The 18291-nt window shown below is 71.7% G+C and carries 17 protein-coding genes; 5 read left to right on the forward strand and 12 right to left on the reverse strand.

Translation table 11 applies throughout. The features are described 5' to 3' along the window. Positions 1-16: 16 nt before the first annotated feature. Positions 17-1507 (reverse strand): histidine kinase N-terminal domain-containing protein, encoded by a 1491-nt coding sequence (locus AHOG_RS24470; protein WP_093943420.1) that lies wholly within the window; start codon positions 1505-1507, stop codon positions 17-19. Between the two features lie 247 nt (positions 1508-1754). On the opposite strand from AHOG_RS24470, the gene AHOG_RS30625 reads away from it, so the two are divergent. Next, entirely contained in the window at positions 1755-1829 is a 75-nt protein-coding gene (locus AHOG_RS30625; RefSeq protein WP_157421450.1) for a 50S ribosomal protein bL37, read from the forward strand. A 366-nt stretch (positions 1830-2195) separates the two neighbouring features. Here AHOG_RS30625 and rsrA read toward each other — a convergent pair whose 3' ends face one another. From rsrA to AHOG_RS24510, 6 genes are all read right to left on the reverse strand, one after another. Then, the gene (gene rsrA / locus AHOG_RS24480; protein WP_093943422.1) at positions 2196-2564 is read right to left on the reverse strand and encodes a mycothiol system anti-sigma-R factor; all 369 of its coding nucleotides are present in this window, start codon (positions 2562-2564) and stop codon (positions 2196-2198) included. Then, positions 2561-3199, reverse strand: coding sequence for a sigma-70 family RNA polymerase sigma factor (locus AHOG_RS24485; RefSeq protein ID WP_245856426.1), 639 nt, complete (start codon positions 3197-3199; stop codon positions 2561-2563). Before AHOG_RS24485 ends, rsrA begins: the two co-directional genes overlap by 4 nt. 866 nt (positions 3200-4065) lie before the next feature. Then, on the reverse strand, positions 4066-4542 hold the full coding sequence (gene ybaK, locus AHOG_RS24495; RefSeq protein WP_093943424.1) for a Cys-tRNA(Pro) deacylase: 477 nt from the start codon (positions 4540-4542) through the stop codon (positions 4066-4068). 542 nt (positions 4543-5084) lie between these two features. Next, positions 5085-5705 carry an alpha/beta hydrolase family protein gene (locus tag AHOG_RS24500; RefSeq protein WP_093943425.1) on the reverse strand — a complete coding sequence of 207 codons (621 nt, stop codon included), beginning with the start codon at positions 5703-5705 and terminating at the stop codon, positions 5085-5087. Further along, the gene (locus AHOG_RS24505) at positions 5702-6454 is read right to left on the reverse strand and encodes an SOS response-associated peptidase (RefSeq protein ID WP_093943426.1); all 753 of its coding nucleotides are present in this window, start codon (positions 6452-6454) and stop codon (positions 5702-5704) included. Before AHOG_RS24505 ends, AHOG_RS24500 begins: the two co-directional genes overlap by 4 nt. Positions 6455-6515: 61 nt before the next feature. Further along, positions 6516-7301 (reverse strand): SOS response-associated peptidase, encoded by a 786-nt coding sequence (locus AHOG_RS24510; protein ID WP_093944774.1) that lies wholly within the window; start codon positions 7299-7301, stop codon positions 6516-6518. A gap of 599 nt (positions 7302-7900) precedes the next feature. Between AHOG_RS24510 and aroA the strand changes: the two genes are divergently transcribed. From aroA to AHOG_RS24525, 3 genes are all read left to right on the forward strand, one after another. Continuing rightward, complete coding sequence (aroA, locus tag AHOG_RS24515) at positions 7901-9220, forward strand: 3-phosphoshikimate 1-carboxyvinyltransferase (RefSeq protein ID WP_093943427.1); 1320 nt, start codon at positions 7901-7903, stop codon at positions 9218-9220. Further along, on the forward strand, positions 9217-10233 hold the full coding sequence (rsgA, locus tag AHOG_RS24520; RefSeq protein ID WP_093943428.1) for a ribosome small subunit-dependent GTPase A: 1017 nt from the start codon (positions 9217-9219) through the stop codon (positions 10231-10233). The genes aroA and rsgA overlap by 4 nt, the downstream gene beginning before the upstream one ends. A 177-nt stretch (positions 10234-10410) precedes the next feature. After that, positions 10411-11268 (forward strand): SCO4651 family lipoprotein, encoded by an 858-nt coding sequence (locus tag AHOG_RS24525; protein WP_157737028.1) that lies wholly within the window; start codon positions 10411-10413, stop codon positions 11266-11268. 432 nt (positions 11269-11700) lie between these two features. Here AHOG_RS24525 and AHOG_RS24530 read toward each other — a convergent pair whose 3' ends face one another. The 4 genes from AHOG_RS24530 to AHOG_RS24545 all read right to left on the reverse strand — a co-directional run bounded on the left by AHOG_RS24530 (position 11701) and on the right by AHOG_RS24545 (position 16641). Continuing rightward, the gene (locus AHOG_RS24530; RefSeq protein WP_157737029.1) at positions 11701-12516 is read right to left on the reverse strand and encodes an SCO4651 family lipoprotein; all 816 of its coding nucleotides are present in this window, start codon (positions 12514-12516) and stop codon (positions 11701-11703) included. Positions 12517-12667: 151 nt separating this feature from the next. Next, entirely contained in the window at positions 12668-14296 is a 1629-nt protein-coding gene (pruA, locus tag AHOG_RS24535; protein ID WP_093943431.1) for an L-glutamate gamma-semialdehyde dehydrogenase, read from the reverse strand. Positions 14297-14626: 330 nt separating this feature from the next. Further along, positions 14627-15130, reverse strand: a complete 504-nt coding sequence (locus AHOG_RS24540; RefSeq protein WP_093943432.1) for a DUF6912 family protein — start codon at positions 15128-15130, stop codon at positions 14627-14629. Then, positions 15130-16641, reverse strand: coding sequence for a WS/DGAT/MGAT family O-acyltransferase (locus tag AHOG_RS24545; RefSeq protein ID WP_093943433.1), 1512 nt, complete (start codon positions 16639-16641; stop codon positions 15130-15132). Before AHOG_RS24545 ends, AHOG_RS24540 begins: the two co-directional genes overlap by 1 nt. A gap of 43 nt (positions 16642-16684) precedes the next feature. Here AHOG_RS24545 and AHOG_RS24550 point away from each other — a divergent pair, with 43 nt between their 5' ends. Further along, positions 16685-17476 (forward strand): TrmH family RNA methyltransferase, encoded by a 792-nt coding sequence (locus AHOG_RS24550; RefSeq protein ID WP_093943434.1) that lies wholly within the window; start codon positions 16685-16687, stop codon positions 17474-17476. 275 nt (positions 17477-17751) lie between these two features. Here AHOG_RS24550 and AHOG_RS24560 read toward each other — a convergent pair whose 3' ends face one another. Continuing rightward, positions 17752-18177, reverse strand: a complete 426-nt coding sequence (locus AHOG_RS24560; protein WP_093943436.1) for an HAD-IA family hydrolase — start codon at positions 18175-18177, stop codon at positions 17752-17754. Positions 18178-18291: the final 114 nt, after the last annotated feature.

Genomic DNA, 18291 nt, shown 5'->3' on the forward strand with positions numbered 1-18291 from the left:
TACTCGGCGCCGACCGTCAGCGCCGTCGCGTCAACGGGACGCGCAACACCGCCTGCGTTCCGACCGTCTCGCCCCGCCGCAGACTCAACGAGGCCCGCAGCTCCGAGTCCACCAGGGTCCGGACGATCTGCAGGCCCAGCCCTTCCGCCCGTTCGAGTGAGAAGCCCGCGGGCAATCCTCTGCCGTCGTCGGCGACGACCACGTCCAGCCACTTCGCCGACCGCTCGGCCGAGACCACGACCGAACCCCCCACCCCGCTCGCGAAGGCATGCTCCATCGCGTTCTGCACCAGCTCGGTCAGCACCATCACCAGCGGCGTCGCCAGTTCGGCGTTGACCACGCCGAACCGTCCCTCCCGCCGTACCGCGACCCGGCTCTCCGCCGCCGCGACGTCACTCATCATCGGGATGACGCGGTCCACGAGATCATCGAGGTCGACCCGCTCGTCCACCGACATCGACAACGTCTCGTGGACGAGGGCGATGGAGGTCACCCGGCGCATCGACTCCTCGAGCGCCTGCCGCGCCTCGGCCGTCGACATCCGCCGGGACTGAAGTCGCAGCAGCGCGGCCACCGTCTGGAGATTGTTCTTCACCCGGTGGTGGATCTCGCGGATCGTGGCGTCCTTGGACATCAGTGCGCGATCGCGCCGCTTGACGTCGGTGACATCACGGACCAGCACCAGCGCCCCGGCAGGCTGCCCCCTCGGCCGCAGCGGCAACGCGCGGAACAGCACCGTGGCGCCGCGGGCCTCCGCCTCCATCCGCATGCTCGGCTCGCCGTCCACCGCCGACCGGATCCGCTGCGCGACCTCGGTCGCGTCGAACGGGTCGGAGAGCAGTGAACGGGAGAGCGTCGCCAGCTGAGTGCCGATGAGGTCGGCGGCGTGCCCCATCCGGTGGTACGCCGACAGGGCGTTGGGACTGGCGAAGACCACGCCGCCGGCCGAGTCCAGCCGGATCATGCCGTCGCCGATCCGGGGACTCGTGTGCACGTCGGGCGAGGGCTCGACCGCGGGGAAGGTGCCGTCGGCGACCATCTGGCACAGATCGGAGGCGCTGCCGAGATAGGAGATCTCCAGCGGACTCGGCACTCGCGGCACCGCCAGGTTGGTGTCCCGGCTGAGCACGGCGACGACCTCGTGGCGATAGCGCACCGGGATGGTCTCGCGGCGGACCGGCACGCCGAGATGCCAGCGGGGGTCCTCCTCGCGGCAGATCCGACCCTCCAGGACCGCCCGACGCAACTGTGGGTGCTCCTCGGCGGCCAGCCTGCCGCCCACCAGGTCCTCCGGGTGAGCGGTGGGCGCGGTCGTGGGACGGGCCTGGGCGACGCAGAGGAAACGGCGTCCCAGTTCGGCGTCCTCCTCCAGCGGCACCCAGAGCAGGAAGTCCGCGAACGACAGGTCGGCGAGGAGCTGCCATTCCACGACGACCCGTTGGAGATGCTCGACGACGGCGTCGGACAGGCTCGTGTGCTCCGCGAGCAGGTCGGAAAGCGTCGACATGTCAGATCCCCGCCCGAGAACCGGTCACTTCGCCACCGCGATCGTCTCGTCCGCCGGGGCGATGTCGACCGCACGCGGTGCGCGTCGCGCCGGGGCGTCCGCCGCCACGGCGCGCGTCTCCTCGGTCATCGCCCACGTCCTCCCCGGTCTCCAACTCTGCTCGTCATCCAACCACGGCCGGGTCGGCGCCTCCGCGTCGGTGACAGCGTGTCAGACTCTCCGGGCAACTCCACGGGAAGGAGCCACGATGTCGAAGCGTGCTCGCAAGAAGCGTGACAGGAAGAAGAAGGGCGCCAACCACGGCAAGCGCCCCAACAGTTGAGTGGAACCTCGGGTGCGTCTCGCACTCTGGAGGTCCCGGCTCGACAGTGAACGACCCCGGCACGCAGTCGACATCGCGTCCGGGGTCGTCTCGCGTCCGGTATCGCTCGGCGTCCGAGACCGTCCCGGCTTCTGGGCGGCCCCCAGCCCCGGATCGACGGATCCGGAGGCCTCGCGTGCGGTGCGGTGTCGTGCCTGCCCGGGGACCGGATGCCGCCTTCGGCGCGCCGTGAACGCGGCGTCCGCCGACGGGTGGCCCGCGCCGGGATCGCCGCCCGGCCGCCGAACACGCTCGTGGCCCGTGGACGCCTGCGTCGTGCGGCCCGCCGCCCCGGCCGTAGGACGGGAGCGGGACCGGCGGGGGAGGTCAGTCCTCGTGAACCTGAACGCGCTGCGGCGGGGCCGTGTCCGTCGTCCTGGTCCGCAGCTCGACCTCGACCGTCCGCCCACGCGGTCCGTGTTCGACGGTCACCTGCGCCTGCTCCAGCACGGTCTGTCGGATCGACGTGCGCAGCCGTTCTTTCAGGGCGTCCGGGGCCTGCTCGTTCCCGCACTTCCTGGCGAGCAGCTCCTTCAGATGCTCCTCGATGCCGAAGTGCTCCAGGCACGGCCCGCACTCGTCGAGGTGCCTGCGCAGCGCGTCGCCTCGGCCCTGCGGGCACTCGTGGTCGAGCAGCAGCCACAGCTCGCCGAGCACCTCGGTACACGGCGTCTCGTGAGGTCGCTCGTCGCTCACGACTTCGTCACCTCCCGCTCACTCGCCCGGAAGAAGCCGCGGTCCCTGGCGACGTCGGTCAACAGGTCCCTGAGCTGAGCGCGTCCACGGTGCAGTCGCGACATGACCGTGCCGATCGGCGTGCCCATGATCTCGGCGATCTCCTTGTAGGCGAAGCCCTCCACGTCCGCCAGATAGACCGCCATCCGAAAGTCCTCCGGCAACTGCTGCAACGCCTCCTTGACCGCGGTGTCCGGCAGGTTGTCGAGCGCCTCGACCTCGGCGGATCGCAGTCCCGACGAGGTGTGGCTCTCGGCCTGCGCCAACTGCCAGTCCGAGATCTCCTCGGTCGGCTGCTGCTGCGGCTGGCGTTGCCGCTTACGGTAGCCGTTGATGTAGGTGTTCGTGAGGATCCGGTAGAGCCAGGCCTTCAGGTTCGTCCCCTGGGAGAACGAGGCGAACGCCGCGTACGCCTTCAGGTAGGTCTCCTGCACCAGGTCTTCCGCGTCGGCCGGGTTACGGGTCATCCGCAGCGCGGCGCCGTAGAGCTGGTCGAGCAGCGGCATGGCGTCGCGCTCGAACCGCGTGGCGAGCTCGCCGCCCGCCGGGGGCCCCGACTGGCGATCCGCTCCCGTGGCTCCCGATCTGCCGGGCACGGAACTCCCTTCCCGCCGTCGCCTGCCTGCGACGGTGCGAGTCGACGAACCCGAGGTCGGGAGACCGCGGGCCGTCCTCAAGCCTACGTCTTCGCGGGCTTCCCGCCCGGCTTCCAGCACCTCTGTCACCACGTTCAGCGCAACGCACAGGGTCGACTCGGCATTCCCGAGGTTCCCGATCGCCTCGCTCCTGCGGGGTACCCGCGGTCCGACCCGTTCAGTCGTCGCCTGCCGCGGGCACTCGGATACGCCTCGTGCCGCCGCGTCGGTCCCAGGCTCCGTCGACACCGTGGCCGTCGACACCACGTCCGCCAGGGCCGGCCTGCGGCCGACGTGGTGCGGCCGCCGCGGGGCGGGCGTGGCCGGGACCGGAGAGGCTCCTGTGCCCTACGGTGACCCGACCCGACCCGACCCGAGCCCAGCCGTCCCCGTGACCGGGCTCGAACCGACCCCTGCCTGCGTCGCACCCGCCCGCTTCACCCCGTCCGCCGGACGGGGGCCGCCGGGGCGGCTGTCGGTACGCACCACGCCCACGCACCCCGCGTCGCCCTGATCGATCCGGTGCCACCGGAGACCCGCCGTCCGCCGTGCGGCGACTCGGGTCCGGTGGTGCGCCTATGGCTGGTGGGGCGCGGACAGGCTGGCGTCACCGCGCGGGGTGTGGCACGTCACCCGTCACGGTTCCCGGTCGTCCGCCCTGCCGATCGCCCATCCGACGATCGCCCACGCCGACGTCCGCGGCGGGTGCCCGCCTCGCCGTCCGTCGCGACCCGCGCACAGCCGAGGCCGAGGCGACGGCGAGGCCGAGGACGCCGCCGAGTCTGAGCCCGCGTCTCATCGGCCGCGCCGACCACGGTGCGGGCCGGTCAGGCGGCGATCGGGGCCACGACAGCGCGGGTGAGGGCGACGAGGTCCGCCGGGGCCAGTTCGATCTCCAGGCCGCGTCGGCCGCCGCTGCAGAAGATCGTCGGATGATCGACGGCGGAAACGTCCAAGGCCAGCGGCAACGCCTTGCGCTGTCCCAGCGGCGAGATGCCTCCCGCCACGTATCCGGTGGCGCGTTCGGCCTCGGGGATCGCCGCCATCCTGGCCTTCTTGCCGCCGAGCGCCGCCGCCAGAGCCTTGAGGTCGAGCTGTCGGGAAACCGGTACCACGCCCACCACGAGTCGGCCGTCGAGATTCGCCACGAGCGTCTTGAACACCCGGCCCGCGTCCTGACCGAGCAGTTCCACGGCCTCGGTCCCGTAGGAGGCGTGCTTCGGGTCGTGCTCGTAGGCACGCACCCGGTGTTCGATGGACCTCGTGACCAGCAGCGCGGTGGCTGGTGTTCCCCGTCCCGCCATTCCGGCAGCCTAGATCGCCGCCGCCGAGGTCGGCGCCGCCCCATGTGATCGACGGCCGCGGCCGCCGCGGGTGTCGACATGGCCGGCCGAGCATGACGCCGCCGACGAGCGCAGGACGGGACGCGGCACGGTCTCGGGCAGCCGGCGGCGTTGATCAGGGTGACCGGGTCTCGCGCCCGTCGGCCGGCTGTGTCCGGCGCCGGACGCACCCCGGGCGCCCGCGTCGGGGCTCGTTCGGCCGGCCGCCGGGACGGTCGTCCACCATCAGGGCGCACCCGGGGTCGGGCCCCGTCGGAGCAGCCGACATGCCGGTGTCGTGAGCCCGAGCCTCCGCCGGGCGGCGCGGGCACGGCCCGGAGCAGGGCGAGTCGGCAGGCGCGATCGGGCGGCCAGGCAGACAGGCACCGGGCGCGCGGTCCGGCAGGGCGACGGCCCAGGCACGCAAACAGGGCGGCCAGGCAGGTACGGCCGCCCGAAACGGCCGGTCGGGCGGGACCAGCGAACGCGGGCGAGATCAGCCGACCGGGGCCCGGCCGGACGTGTCAGTCGGGCCGGGCCAGGGGCCGCAGCACGCGGGCCAGCCATTCCTCGACCGCCCGGGTCACCCCGATCGGGTCGGCGGCGAGCGAATGGTCACCCGCCAGCATCACCACTTCGCGATGCGGCGCCGGCTCCGGCCTCCCGAAGGGGTCGCCGTCCCCTTGGACGACGAGCAGCGGAGTCTCGACCGCGGTCAGCTCCGCCAGCCGGTGGCGTTCCGGGTTCTTCGGCGGCGCGAGGGGGAAGGCCAGACACAACACGGCCGCCGCGCCGCCCTCGGAGGCGGTGCGACAGGCCACCCTGGCCCCGGAGGACCGGCCGCCGAACACCATCGGCAGGTCGTGGAACCAGTTCTCGCCGAGCCAACGAGCCACGGCGAGCCACGCGGTGTCGAGCTGCTTCGCGGGTGCGGGCGCCCGCCTGCCCGCCACCCGGTAGGGCTGTTGGATCAGGGCGACGTGCACCCCGGCGGCGGTGGCGCCTCGGGTGGCCGCGACGAGATCGGGGGCGTCGACGCCGCCGCCTGCGCCGTGCCCGAGCAGCAGCACGGCGGAGCCCTCCTCTGCGGAGTGCAGCTCCACGAGCGCCTGCCCGTGCGGCGTGTCGACGTCCAGGCTCGTCATGGCGCGTCGAAGAGGGTGGGCGGCGGGCCGGATTCGCGTAGCTCGATGCGCTCCATCAACTCGGGGCCGTTGTTGCGCATGCTGTTCACCGCGGGAGACACCGGGTGGACGCGGATGCCGGCCACGAGGTCGGGGTCGGGTGCGGCGAGCAGTTCGGGCACGGCGGTCCTGGCGGGGTCCAGCCAGTCGCCCCAGGCGTCTCGCGGCAGCACCAACGGCATCCGGTGATGGATGTCGGCGGTCTCGCCCACGGCGTCGGTGGTGACCACGGCGGCGGTCACGAGCGGAGCGGGTTCCGCACCCGGTTCGCTCGGAGGGCGCCACCACACGGAGAACACCGCCGCCATCGCGAGGGTGCGGCCGTCCTCATGGGCGGCGAAGTAAGGCTGCTTCCGTTCGGCGGTGGGCTTCCACTCGTACCAGCCGTCGGCGGGCACCAGGCAGCGCCGCCGGGCGGCGGCGTCGCGGTACGCGGGTTTCTCGGTGATCGTCTCGGCGCGAGCGTTGATCATCGGCGGACCGTCGGAGGGGTCCTTCGCCCACGGCGGGACGAGGCCCCATCGAACGAGCCGCACGGTGCGACGAGCCGCACCGCCGTCGGCGGGCATCCGTTCCACGATGATCGGCACCATCCGGGTGGGGGTGACATTGTGATCGGGTCCCGCGTAGGCCCCGTCGGTCCCGTCGTCCGCGTCGAACTCGGCGGCGAGCCGCGCCGGGTCCCTGGTGATCGCGTACCGGCCGCACATCGACACTCACTCCCTCGGCAGTCGACGCGCCGTCGGGTCCTCTCGGCGGCGCACCAGGCCGTCAACTCTTGCTCAAGAGGCCGGAGATGTCGAGGGCGGCCGGGAGGGAGATCGGGTCGAAGCGCTCGACCAGGCCCGGGCCGTTGTTGCGCACGTGGTTGACCGCGGGCGACACCGGGCGCACCTCGATGCGGCCGAGCACGTCGGCTCCCGGCGGGGACAGCAGCGACGCGACCTCGCTCGCGCCGAGATCCAGGTCGGGATCGAGCCAGGGTCTCCATGCTCTCCTCGGCAGCACCAGCGGCATTCGATCGTGCACCTCGGCGGGTTCGCCGACCGACGGGGTGGTGAGCACGGCGCAGGTGGACAGCGGCGGCCCGTCCGGATCGCCCGCCGGATCGCGCCAGACCGACCAGATGCCCGCCATCGCCAGGCACTCCCGGTCGACGCTGGTGAGATAGAAGGGCCGCTTGCGCCCGTCCTCCCGTCGCCATTCGTACCAGCCGTCGGCCGGGATCAGGCAACGGTAATGCGCCGCCGAGCCGCGAAAGGCGGGCTTGTCCGCGACGGTCTCCACTCTGGCGTTGAACATTCGCGATCCGACGGCCGGGTCCTTCGCCCAACGCGGGACGAGTCCCCATCGCATCACTCGGATCGATCGCACGATGCGAGTCGGGTCCGGCAGCCCGTCCTCGTCGCGGGGGTGCCGGGCGACGACAGTTAACACCGCATGAGTCGGCGGGATGTTGTAATCAGGTTCGACGACTCGGCCCCGGGTTCCGTCCACTGCCTCGAACTCGTTCGCCAACTGCGTCGAGTCCTTGATCGAGGCGAATCTTCCGCACATGTCGTTCACCTCCGCGGCGGGGCGGGCGACGCCTGCCCGACCACCGTTGAAGTAGTGCCCCTCCGCGCGCAACGGTACGCATCGGCGGCCGCTTCGCATGTCCTGTCGCAGTCGAAATGCGAACCCAACGCATTTATTTCACTACTCAGCGTCACCAATGGGCGCGGCGCCGCCCCAGCGGGTCGCACTACCGCGCGACAGGGCGTCTACCGCTGCGGCAGGCGATCAGTGACCAGGTGGGACGGTCCGGGACCCTCCGGGGCAGCGCGCTCGTGGTCGATACAACGAGCCGGGAACCGCTTCCCGCAGGTGACACCGGGAGTGCCGATGCCCGGACCGACCCGCTCCCCGGTCCGCATGCCCGGCGGGCTCGCGAGCGGGCTCGGGCCGCCCGCCCCCCGGTGATGATCAACGGGTGACACCGGGACCACCCGGCGGGCGCGCCTCGCACCATCGGGTGGTCGTCGACGATTCCGACCACACTGCGGCCTGTCGAGGTCTAACAGCCGATCACGACGGCGCGAGCCGCTTCGTCATGACCAGCCGTCCAACACAGGGGCGCGACGGAAAAGGCAGGTCGAGTGCGCAATCATGGAACGATGACCCAGGCATGGCCCGCTCCCGTAGTCGAACACCCGGTCAATGCCACCGTCGGTGTGCCCGGCTCCAAGTCGATGACCAACCGCGCGCTGCTGCTGGCCGCGCTCGCCGACTCGGAGTCGGTGCTGCACGCGCCGCTGCGCAGTCGCGACACGCTTCTGATGGCACAGGCACTGCGCTCCCTCGGAACCGACATCACCGACGTCCCCGCCGGGGCGGGCGCGGTCGCGGGCTGGCGGGTGCGTCCCGGCTCGTGGCGAGGGCCGCTCGAGGTGGACTGTGGTCTTGCGGGCACCGTCATGCGCTTTCTGCCGCCCGCGGCGGTGCTCGTCGACGGCGACGTCCGGTTCGACGGCGACGCCTACGCCAGGAAGCGGCCGATGTCCACGGTCCTGACCGCGCTGCACGATCTGGGCGCGCGGATCACCGGCGATCGGATGCCCTTCACGGTGCACGGCACCGGCGCCCTGCGTGGCGGCGCGGTCGTGCTGGACGCCTCGTCGTCCTCGCAGTTCATCTCCGGCCTGCTGCTCTCCGGCGCGCGGTACGCCGAGGGGGTGACCGTCCGACATCAGGGGGCTCCGGTGCCCTCCCTCCCCCACATCGCGATGACCGTCTCGATGCTGCGGGAGATCGGCGTCGAGGTGGACGACGGCACGCCCGACGTGTGGCGTGTCCTGCCCGGTCCCGTCGCGGGCCGGGAATGGGCGATCGAGCCCGACCTGTCCAACGCGACCCCGTTCCTGGCCGCCGCCGCGGCGACGGGCGGATCGGTGACCGTGCCGGGCTGGCCCTCGCACACCGACCAGGCAGGCGACGCGGTGCGCGACATCCTCACGAAGATGGGCTGCGCGGTGACCGTCGAGGCCGATGCGCTGACCGTGTCGGCGCCGGGAAGGCTGTCCGGCATCGACATCGACCTGCATGACGTCGGGGAGCTCTCCCCCACCGTCGCCGCGCTGGCCGCCTTGGCCGAGGGGCCGAGCAGGCTGCGGGGCATCGCGCATCTGCGGCACCACGAGACGGACCGGCTGGCCGCGTTGTCCACCGAGATCAACCGGCTGGGCGGTGCCGCGGCGGAGACGGACGACGGCCTGACCATCGAGCCGCGTCCGCTGCACGGCGGCGCATGGCGGTCCTACGCCGACCACCGGATGGCGACCGCGGGGGCGGTGCTGGGTCTGGTGGTGCCCGGTGTGACGGTCGACGACATCGACACGACGAACAAGACGATCCCCGACTTCCCCGGCATGTGGGCGGCGATGCTGGCAGGCCCCGACACGGCGGGATCGTCCCGGAAGGATGTGGAGGGGGTGTGAGTCGGCAGGGCTGGCACTCGCTGGACGAGTCCGACATCCGGGTCCGTCCCAACCGTCGGGGCACCCGACCACGCAGCAAGCGGCGACCGGACCACGCGGGCGCCAGTCAGGCGATGGTCGTCGCCGTGGCCAAAGGGCGGTGGACGTGCGCGCTGGAGCGCGATCCTCGGCGTCTGGTCACGGCGATGCGGGCGCGAGAACTGGGACGCACGCCCGTGGTGGTCGGCGATCTCGTGGAGCTGGTGGGCGACACCACCGGCGTGGCGGGCTCGCTCGCGCGGATCGTGCGGGTCGCCGAGCGCACCAGCGTCCTACGCCGCACCGCCGACGACACCGATCCGTACGAACGGGTCGTCGTGGCCAATGCCGGGAAGCTCATCATCGTGTCGGCGTTGGCCGATCCGCCGCCGAGGACGGGATTCATCGACCGCTGCCTGGTGGCCGCGTTCGCGGGGGGCCTGTCGCCGGTGCTGTGCCTGACCAAGGCCGACCTGGCGGCGCCGGACCGACTGACGGCGTTGTACGCGGAGCTGTCGGTCCCGGTGGTGGTCACCAGGGCGGACACCGAGCCCGCCGAGCTGCGCGCCGAGCTTGCCGACGACGTGTCGGCGATGATCGGGCACTCCGGTGTGGGGAAGTCGACGTTGGTCAACCGACTGGTGCCCGACGCCGGGCGGGCGACCGCGGCGGTGAGCGCGGTCGGCAAGGGAAGGCACACGTCGACGTCGGCGGTGGCGCTGCCGTTGGCGGACGGCGGCTGGGTCGTCGACACCCCGGGCATCCGCTCGTTCGGGCTGGCGCACATCACACCGGCCGACGTGGTGGCCGCGTTCCCCGATCTGCATGCCGCGGCGGAGGAGTGTCCGCCCAACTGCGGCCATCTCGGACCGCCGGAGGACCCGGACTGTTATCTGGACCGTTTTCTCGCCGACGGGGGCTCCTCGCCGGGGCGACTGGACTCGCTGCGCCGTCTGCTTCAGTCCCGCGTTCGCCCGGACGAGAAGTTTGGATGAGCCGAATCCTGATTCTCTCCTTACCATTTCGATATTGAGGAGGCCGGGCTACCGGCGGTACGCCCTTCGACTCGCGTCAGCGCGCGATGACGGGCGGATCGATCTCGATCATCCCCTATTCGGAATGGAGAGATGAGGGTGCGGAGAACGACGATCGCGGCAATGATGCTGGGGCTGGTGACAGTCGCAGGCGCGTGTGGCTCTAACGGCGAGGATTACGCACCGGAGACCGACAACACCGGCACAGGGGGTGCCGAGCCGACGACCGGGCCGGAGACGGAGACGAACGGCTCGGCGACCAGCACCAGTCCCGGCGAGGTGTCGCCCGGCCAGCTCTTCAGCTCGATGACCGACAGCGCGCGGCAGAAGGAGACCGCGCACTTCACGATCTCCTCCTCCGAAGACGCCTTCGGCTCCGGCGAGGGGCAGCTCCGATACACCGATCAGGGCGCCGACCTGGCGATGACGGTGGAGTTGGAGATCGACGAGGAGACGGGGAATCAGCGCATCGAGCTGGTCGCCCTCGACGAGATCGTGTACCTCAACCTCGGCGACGCCACGCCCATCGACAAGCCGTGGGTGCGCATCGACCCGTCCCAGCATCAGGAGGACGGGGTCAATCAGGCCTTCGCCCTGGTCGCCCAGCAGCTGGTCGACTCGGCCGACCCGACGCAGCAGCTCAATCAGCAGGCCGACGCCGCGCAGATCACCGACTCGGGCGATGAGGAGGTCGACGGGGTCGAGACGACTCGATACGACCTCGAACTCGACATCGAGATGCTCGCGCAGAACGCGGAGGACGAGCTGGAGCGGCAGCGGCTTCAGACGGCAGTGGACAACGGCATGACCACGATCGACTACCAGGTCTGGGTCAACAAGTCCGACAACGTGCCGGTGCGCTTCGTGATCAACCAGCCGGGCATCACGGGCAACTTCGAGTCCGCCGTCATCACCGTGGACTACACGCAGTGGGGCGAGGACGTCCAGATCGAGGAGCCGCCCGAGGACGAGGTGGGCGAGCTTCCGGAGGGCTGATACTCGGCGGCGGATCCGCCGTGTGTGATGGTGAGCGGGCGCCTGGGGGCGAGAATCCCCCGGGCGCCCGTTCTCGTGTGCGGGTGATCTCGACGGTGATGTGACTCGCGGGGCCGCGGAGCGGCCGTCGTTCGAATGCGGGGCCGCGGAGCGGCCGTCGTTCGAATGCGGAGCCGGGGCAGCCACCGAGTCGATTATCGCCGCGCCACCCGTACCGGTTAATCCGTAAACACACGGGAGTCAGAAAGCCGGATTATTCACTCGATAGAGGAATGCATTCGACCGAAATAGCGATGCGTGCCACGGATGCAACGGCGGCGTGCCGCTCCGCGCGACGAGCGGCCGTTTCCGCGTCCGGCGCGGACGAGTCAGCACAGGGCCGACCGCTCACGTGGCCGGCGTGTGCCGGGGTCCGCCGCGAAGCCGAGGACGTCAGCCGGTGGGAACCCGTTCGGCCACCTGGTGGTCCGGCGGAGCCAGCACCTCGTGGGCCTCGCCCCACAGGCTGAAGTCGGTCTCGGTGCGCACGACGCCCGCCTCGGGCATGTCGAACTCGACGATCTGCCTGCGTGGCAGGTCGTCGGCATCGAGCCAGACGGTCGCCTCGATGGTGGTCACGCCCGCCGACAGCAAAGCCTCCTGCGCGGCGACGACGGACTCGTCGGCGCCCGCGTCGATCGCCTGCGCCACGTCGACGCCGAGTTCGTAACGCCGCGCCGCGACGCCGTCGACCTCGTCCGGCTCGGAGGAGACGATCTCCGCCGTGGCGGGGAGGGAGTCGGCCAGCGACGCCGACCGGGCGGCCTGCTGGTGGAGACCGGCGAGCTGCTGGGCGACGGGGTCGGACCCGTACGGGTCGGTCCGCACCCAGGGCCGCGCGCCGTCCTCCTGTTGATCCTGCGGGACCTCGACGTACAGGTAGCCGCCCGCGACGATGAACCGCGTCTCGCCGCCCTGCGTGGTGAAGACGCAGTCGAAGTCGTGCTCCACGGCGGCCGTCGGATCGTCGACCGGCGCGCCTGCGTCGGAATCGGACACGGTGGTCAGACATCGACCGCTGTTGGCGGCCTGCTCCCCGGTCGCGAAGGTGAACTCGAGTCGGGTCGTGCCCGCTTCGGCCATGGCCTCGCGGGCGGCCGAGGCCAGCGACCGGGTGTCCTCGTGAACGGCCGGCTCGGCGTCGCCGCAGGCGGTGAGGGTTCCCGCGAGTGCCGCCAACGACAGGATCGCCATACCGCGTCGTCTCACCACAGTTCCCTCTCCGACCGCGTGCCGTTCTCCGAACGGCGATGTCGCGGGTGAGCCTAGACCAGCGGGCACGCCGTTCGGGTCGGTTCGCGCGGGTCCCGCGGAGAGGGCGCGGGCGCTGTTCGGACAGGCCCGCGCCGCCGCTCGACGATCAGTCCATGTGGGGGTAGCGGTGGTCGACGGGAGCCACGAAGGTCTCCTTGATCGACCGGGGGCTGGTCCACCGGAGCAGGTTGAACATCGAGCCCGCCTTGTCGTTGGTGCCGGAGGCCCGCGACCCGCCGAAGGGCTGCTGGCCGACGATGGAGCCGGTCGGCCGGTCGTTGACGTAGAAGTTGCCCGCGGCGAAGCGCAGGGCCCGGTGTGCCTCCTCGATCGCGGCGCGGTCGGTCGCGAAGACGGCGCCGGTGAGGGCGTACGGACTGCCGGAGTCGACCTGCGTCAGCACCTGCGAGTAGTCGGCGTCCTCGTAGACGTACACGGCGAGGATGGGACCGAAGTACTCGGTGTGGAAGACCTCGTCGCCGGCGTCGGTGCCGACGAGGACCGTGGGCTCGACGAAGTAACCGGTGGTGTCGTCGTAGCCGCCGCCCGCCAGGATCTCCAGTGACGGAGTGGCCGCGGCGCGGTCGAGGGCGGCCTTGTGCTTCGCGAAGGCACGGCCGTCGATGACGGCGCCGCCGAAGTGGCTGAAGTCGGTGACGTCGCCGTAGGAGATGGTCTTGGTGACGTCCGCGAGCTGCTCGCGGAGGCCGCCCTCCCAGAGGGACCGGGGCAGGTAGGCGCGCGAGGCGGCCGAGCACTTCTGGCCCTGGTACTCGAATGCCGCGCGGACGAGGGCCGTGACGATGGGGGCGGGGTCGGCCGAAGGGTGGACGACGACGAAATCCTTGCCGCCGGTCTCGCCGACGATCCTCGGGTAGCCGCGGTACCGGTCGAGGTTCTCGCCGATCGTGCGCCACAGGAGCTTGAAGGTGGCGGTGGAGCCGGTGAAGTGCAGTCCGGCGAAGTCGGGGTCGGTGAGGGCGACCTCGCTGACGGCCTTGCCGTGCCCGGTCACCATGTTGATCACACCGGGCGGGAGGCCCGCCGCCTCGAACGCCTGCATGGTGAAGTGGGCGGCCAGCTGCTGCGTCGGCGTCGGCTTCCACACCACGGTGTTGCCCATCAGCGCGGGCGCGGTGGGCAGGTTGCCCGCGATCGCGGTGAAGTTGAAGGGCGTGATGGCGGTGACGAACCCGTCGAGCGGCCGGTACTCCATCCGGTTCCAGACGCCGGGCACGGAGGCGGGCTGCTCGGCGATGATCCGGCGGGCGTAGTCGACGTTGAACCGCAGGAAGTCGATCAGTTCGCAGGCGGCGTCGATCTCGGACTGCTGGGCGGACTTGGACTGGCCGAGGATGGTGGCGGCGTTGATGGTGTCGCGCCACGGCCCGGCGATCAGGTCGGCGGCCCGGAGCAGGACGGCGGCGCGCTCGTCGAACGGCAGGGCGGCCCAGTCGGCGGCGGCGTCCTTGGCGGCGCGCACGGCGGCGGTGACGTCCTCGGTGGTGGCGTCGGCGCTCACGCCGAGCACGTGGGCGTGGTCGTGCGGCTGGACGACGTCGAATCGCGTGCCGCCCGCCATGACCCGCTCGCCGCCGATGGTCTGCGTGAGGTCGTGGGTGGTGCCCTCCAGCTCGGCGATCCGGCCCTGCAGCGACGCGCGCTCGGCGGAGCCGGGGGCATAGGAGCGCACCGGCTCGTTGCGCGGGGCGGGCGGGGTCGTGACGGCGTCCATGAGTGGGTCGCCTCCTTGGCGTCGGTGCGGCGTCGTACGCGGTCATCGCGACGGACCCCTGGTGAGGACCGTCGCGAACAGCACCATCCTGACACGAGCGACGGGTGGCCGACCTCGGCGGCGACCCGCCGGGCGGCTGGTCCGGGGCGCCTTCGGCCGAATCGAGTGGCGTCCGTCACGATGCGGCGGTGCCCGGGGGGGGACACCGTCGGCTGAGGTGCGGCGTCCGCCGCGGCGGACGGGCGGCGCGATCCGAGGGGCTGAGCGAGCCTCGGGAGGCGCGCGGCGTCCCGGGGGACACGGTCCCGGCGGGCCGTGCCCCGTCGCGGATCACATGAGGTCGAGCAGGAACGGCACCTCTTGGACCGCATACCAGGCGAGTTCGTGGTCCTCGGCTTCGCCGAGGGCGAACTCGGCGTCGGCGTCGCCCAGGTCGGCGGCGTCGATCACCTCGGCGGCGGCACGCACGGCGTCCTCCGCGTCGGGGTCGTCGACGTGCACGGCGGCGATGGCACGCAGCGGCACCGGACCGGCGAGCCGCACGACGGCGGCGTCCAGGTCGGGCCGCAGCGTCACCTCCGGCATGTCGGCGGCGACGACGACTCGACGGGCCGGGGTCTTGGGGTCGTCGGCCAGTTCGGCGGCGATCAGCCGCAGGGAGCCCCTGGTGGCCTCCATCAGCGCCGCGTACTCCAGTTCCTCGGTGCTGCCCGTCGCGTACGACTCCCGCAGCATGGGGGTCAACGCGAACGCGGTGCCGCTCACCGGCACGAGTTCGTCGTCCGCCACCAGTCCGCGCAGCATCGCCACGGTCGCGGGAACGTAGATCCGCATCACACCGTCCCCAACAGCTCGTCAAGGGATTCGTCGATCATCCCTGCCAACACGTCCACGTCGAACATCGCATTCCGATCTCCGTTGAGCCCGAAGTACACGCCGCCGTCGTACGAGCCGACCCCGATCGACAGGGCCTGGTGCTTGGCCAGCGGCACCACCGGGAACATCTCCACCATCTTCGTCCCTGCCGCATACAACGGCACCTGTGGTCCCGGCACGTTGGTGACGACGACGTTGAACAGTCTGCGGGAGAACGAGTTCGCGGCCCGCGCGCCGAGGGCGTGCAGCGTGGGCGGGGCGAATCCCGACAGGCGGACGAGCGCGCCGGCGGCCACCGACTGCCCGGACTCCTGATGGGCCCGCATGGCATGACCGACGTGGTGCAGCCGGAGGGTGGCGCTGGCCTCGCCCACCGGGAGTTCCACGAGGTAGGCCGAGACCTTGCCGCCCGCGACCGGCCCGGCGACGTCCTCGGCGGCCGGTTCCGTGCCAGGGGCGGCCTCCCGCGCGGCGGCGTCGTCGGGGTTCGTCTCCGGGTCTCGCACCGACACCGGGACCATCGCCCTGATGGTGCTGGACGCGGTGACGACCTCGCCTCGGGAGAGCAGCCAGTTGCGCAGTGCTCCGGCGATGACGGCGAGGATGACGTCGTTGACCGTGCCACCGTGCGCCCGACGAATCCTGCGGTAGTCGGCGAGGCGTGTCCTGGTGACGGCGTAACGGCGCTGGATGCTGATGCTGACGTTGAGCGGGCCCTGCGCGGTCGGACGCGCGGCGGTGCGGACCGCCGAGGCGAGGCCGCCGAACGCCTGGGTGACGTCGCGCAGGGTGGCGGCCACGTCCATCGCGGCGACCCGCACGTTCTCGACGATCTCTCCGGGCCTGCGGACCGCCTCGGTGGCGGCGTCCAGAACGAGCTGCACGGGGCCCGGTTCGGGTTCCGGCATCCACAGCTCATCGCCGATGCGGGGCACCGTGGGGGCGTCGTCGAGGATGACCTGCCCGATGTCGAAGCCCGCGATGCCGTCGACCATCGCGTTATGGGTCTTGGTGATCAGGGCGACGCGATCGCCGCTCAGGCCTTCGACGACGTAGGCCTCCCACAGCGGGCGGGAGTGGTCGAGCGGCCGGGACATCAGTCGGGCGACGAGGTCGGCGAGCTGTTCGTCGCTGCCAGGCCTGGGCAGCGCGGATCGGCGCAGGTGATAGTCGAGGTCGAAGTCCGGGTCGTCGACCCACACGGGCCGCGCCAGCCTGCCGGGCACCTGGACGACCTTCTGGCGGTAGCGAGGGGCCAGCGGCAGGCGCTGCTCGATGAGCGCGGCGATCCGACCGTATTCCAGTCCGCCGCCGGCCCGGCCGTCGGCGCCGCGCCCACCGCCCGAGGCGGCACGTCGCCGCGCGCCGCGAGACTGCTGGAAGAGCAGGACCGTGCCGACGTGCATCGGAGTCGTCGGATCCTCCAGGTAGAGGAAGGACGCATCCAGGGCGGAGAGTCGGTCCGGCATGGACGAATCCTGACACATCCATGGGCGTGCGATCCTGCTCGTCGTGTCTGACGATGTCTCCCCGAAGGACCGGTTCGTCACGGTCTACGGTCGAAAGCCGGTGCTCGAAGCGCTCCAAGACCCTGCCTTGGCGGTGGACAAGGTGATTCTCGCCGACAACGCCGTCGGCGCGGTGGCGCGGGAGATCCTCCAGGCGGCCCGACTGCGCGCCGTTCCGGTGCAGCGGGCCACCGCGCAGCGAGTGAAGGTCCTGGCGGGCAACGGCCGCCACGATCAAGGGGTGCTGGCCGACGTGGTCGCACCGCGCATGCGCACCCTGTCGGCGGCTCTGGCCGCCGGCCGCGACGTGCCCGAGACGGTGTTGCTGCTCGACGGGGTCACCACCCCCGCCAACGTCGGGATGATCCTGCGCACGGCGACGGCGGCGGGCATCGGCGGGGTGGTGGTGCCTCGTCGAGGGGTGGCCACGATCGATCCGCTGGTGGTGAAGGCCTCGGCGGGGGTGGCGTTCCGGGCGCCGATCCTGCGGACGGCGACGGCGGGAGCCGCGGCCGAGGGGTTGATCGAGGCCGGATTCGGGCTGTACGCGATGGCGGCGGACGGCGAGTCGACGCTCTTCGAGGTGGAGCTGCCGCGCCGGGTCGCGTTCGTGCTGGGCGGCGAGACTCACGGCGTCTCCCCCGAGGTGGCGGAGCTGGTGATGGGTCGGGTCGCGATCCCGCTGGCGGGCGGGGTGGAGTCGTTGAACGTCGCGAGCGCGGCAGCGGTGCTGAGCTTCGAGTTGGCCCGGCGGCGACAGGCCTCGCGTCAGCACCGGGCCGGTGGTGGCGGGTGACGGTGCGCAGGCGGCGGCTCGGCGCCGAGACGCCGTCCGGCATGCTCGGCCGGATCGTCTTCCGGATGAGCGGGGCCGCGCCGACCGCTCGGCGGCGGCCCGTCGTCCCGGCTCGACGGTCGTGGTCGACGGTGGAAGCAGCCAGGTCGACCTCGGGTGCCGAATCGGGTCTGTTCGGGTCGGCCGAGTGAGGAGCGCGCGTCGTCGGGTCGATCCTCGAGGGCCTGTCCCGCCGATTCGTCGGCCGCTTTCGTGCCGCGTCGGCGTGATGCGGCCTAGCCCGGCCGCGACGCCGGGAACTCGCGGTCGAACAGGATGCCCAGCTCGGCGACGGTGGCCGGGACGGTCTGGTGGTGGATGCCGACCATGCCCGCGAGGACGGCGCCCGTGACGTTGCCACGCAGGTCGTCCACGAAGACGCACTCGACCGTGGACAGCCCGAGCCGTTCGGCGGTGAGTCGGTAGATCTGCGGGTCGGGCTTGCTCAGTCCTACCTCGCCGGAGATGACCACCGCGTCGAACAGTTCGTCGAGCCCGTCGTCGGCGCGGCGGCCCTCCGCGTTGGACAGCAGCGCGGTGCGCAGGCCGGCGGCGCGGGCCGATCGGACGACGGCCACCAGGGGCGGTTCGACATGCGCGGGAGCCCCGTCGCTGTCGGTGAGCACGCCGAAGAAGTCGAGCACCAGTCCGGAGAGCGTCACACCGCCAGTCTAGGAACACGCCCGAGCGACACCTTCGAGTGACTTCGACCCGCGAATGTACGGATTCACCGCCCACCTCGCTCTTCCTTCGCGAGACATCGTTTCGCTGGAAGG

The sequence above is a fragment of the Actinoalloteichus hoggarensis genome (assembly GCF_002234535.1).
In the GTDB taxonomy this organism is placed as follows: domain Bacteria; phylum Actinomycetota; class Actinomycetes; order Mycobacteriales; family Pseudonocardiaceae; genus Actinoalloteichus_A; species Actinoalloteichus_A hoggarensis.

Excerpts from the sequence above, each read along its gene's own strand:
- AHOG_RS24540 (WP_093943432.1), bottom strand. The coding sequence starts at position 15,130 with ATGCGGATCTACGTTCCCGCGACCGTGGCGATGCTGCGCGGACTGGTG.
- AHOG_RS24510 (WP_093944774.1), bottom strand. The coding sequence starts at position 7,301 with ATGTGCGGAAGATTCGCCTCGATCAAGGACTCGACGCAGTTGGCGAAC.
- AHOG_RS24470 (WP_093943420.1), bottom strand. The coding sequence starts at position 1,507 with ATGTCGACGCTTTCCGACCTGCTCGCGGAGCACACGAGCCTGTCCGAC.
- AHOG_RS24545 (WP_093943433.1), bottom strand. The coding sequence starts at position 16,641 with ATGCCGGACCGACTCTCCGCCCTGGATGCGTCCTTCCTCTACCTGGAG.
- AHOG_RS24505 (WP_093943426.1), bottom strand. The coding sequence starts at position 6,454 with ATGTGCGGCCGGTACGCGATCACCAGGGACCCGGCGCGGCTCGCCGCC.
- pruA (WP_093943431.1), bottom strand. The coding sequence starts at position 14,296 with ATGGACGCCGTCACGACCCCGCCCGCCCCGCGCAACGAGCCGGTGCGC.
- ybaK (WP_093943424.1), bottom strand. The coding sequence starts at position 4,542 with ATGGCGGGACGGGGAACACCAGCCACCGCGCTGCTGGTCACGAGGTCC.
- AHOG_RS24500 (WP_093943425.1), bottom strand. The coding sequence starts at position 5,705 with ATGACGAGCCTGGACGTCGACACGCCGCACGGGCAGGCGCTCGTGGAG.
- aroA (WP_093943427.1), top strand. The coding sequence starts at position 7,901 with ATGACCCAGGCATGGCCCGCTCCCGTAGTCGAACACCCGGTCAATGCC.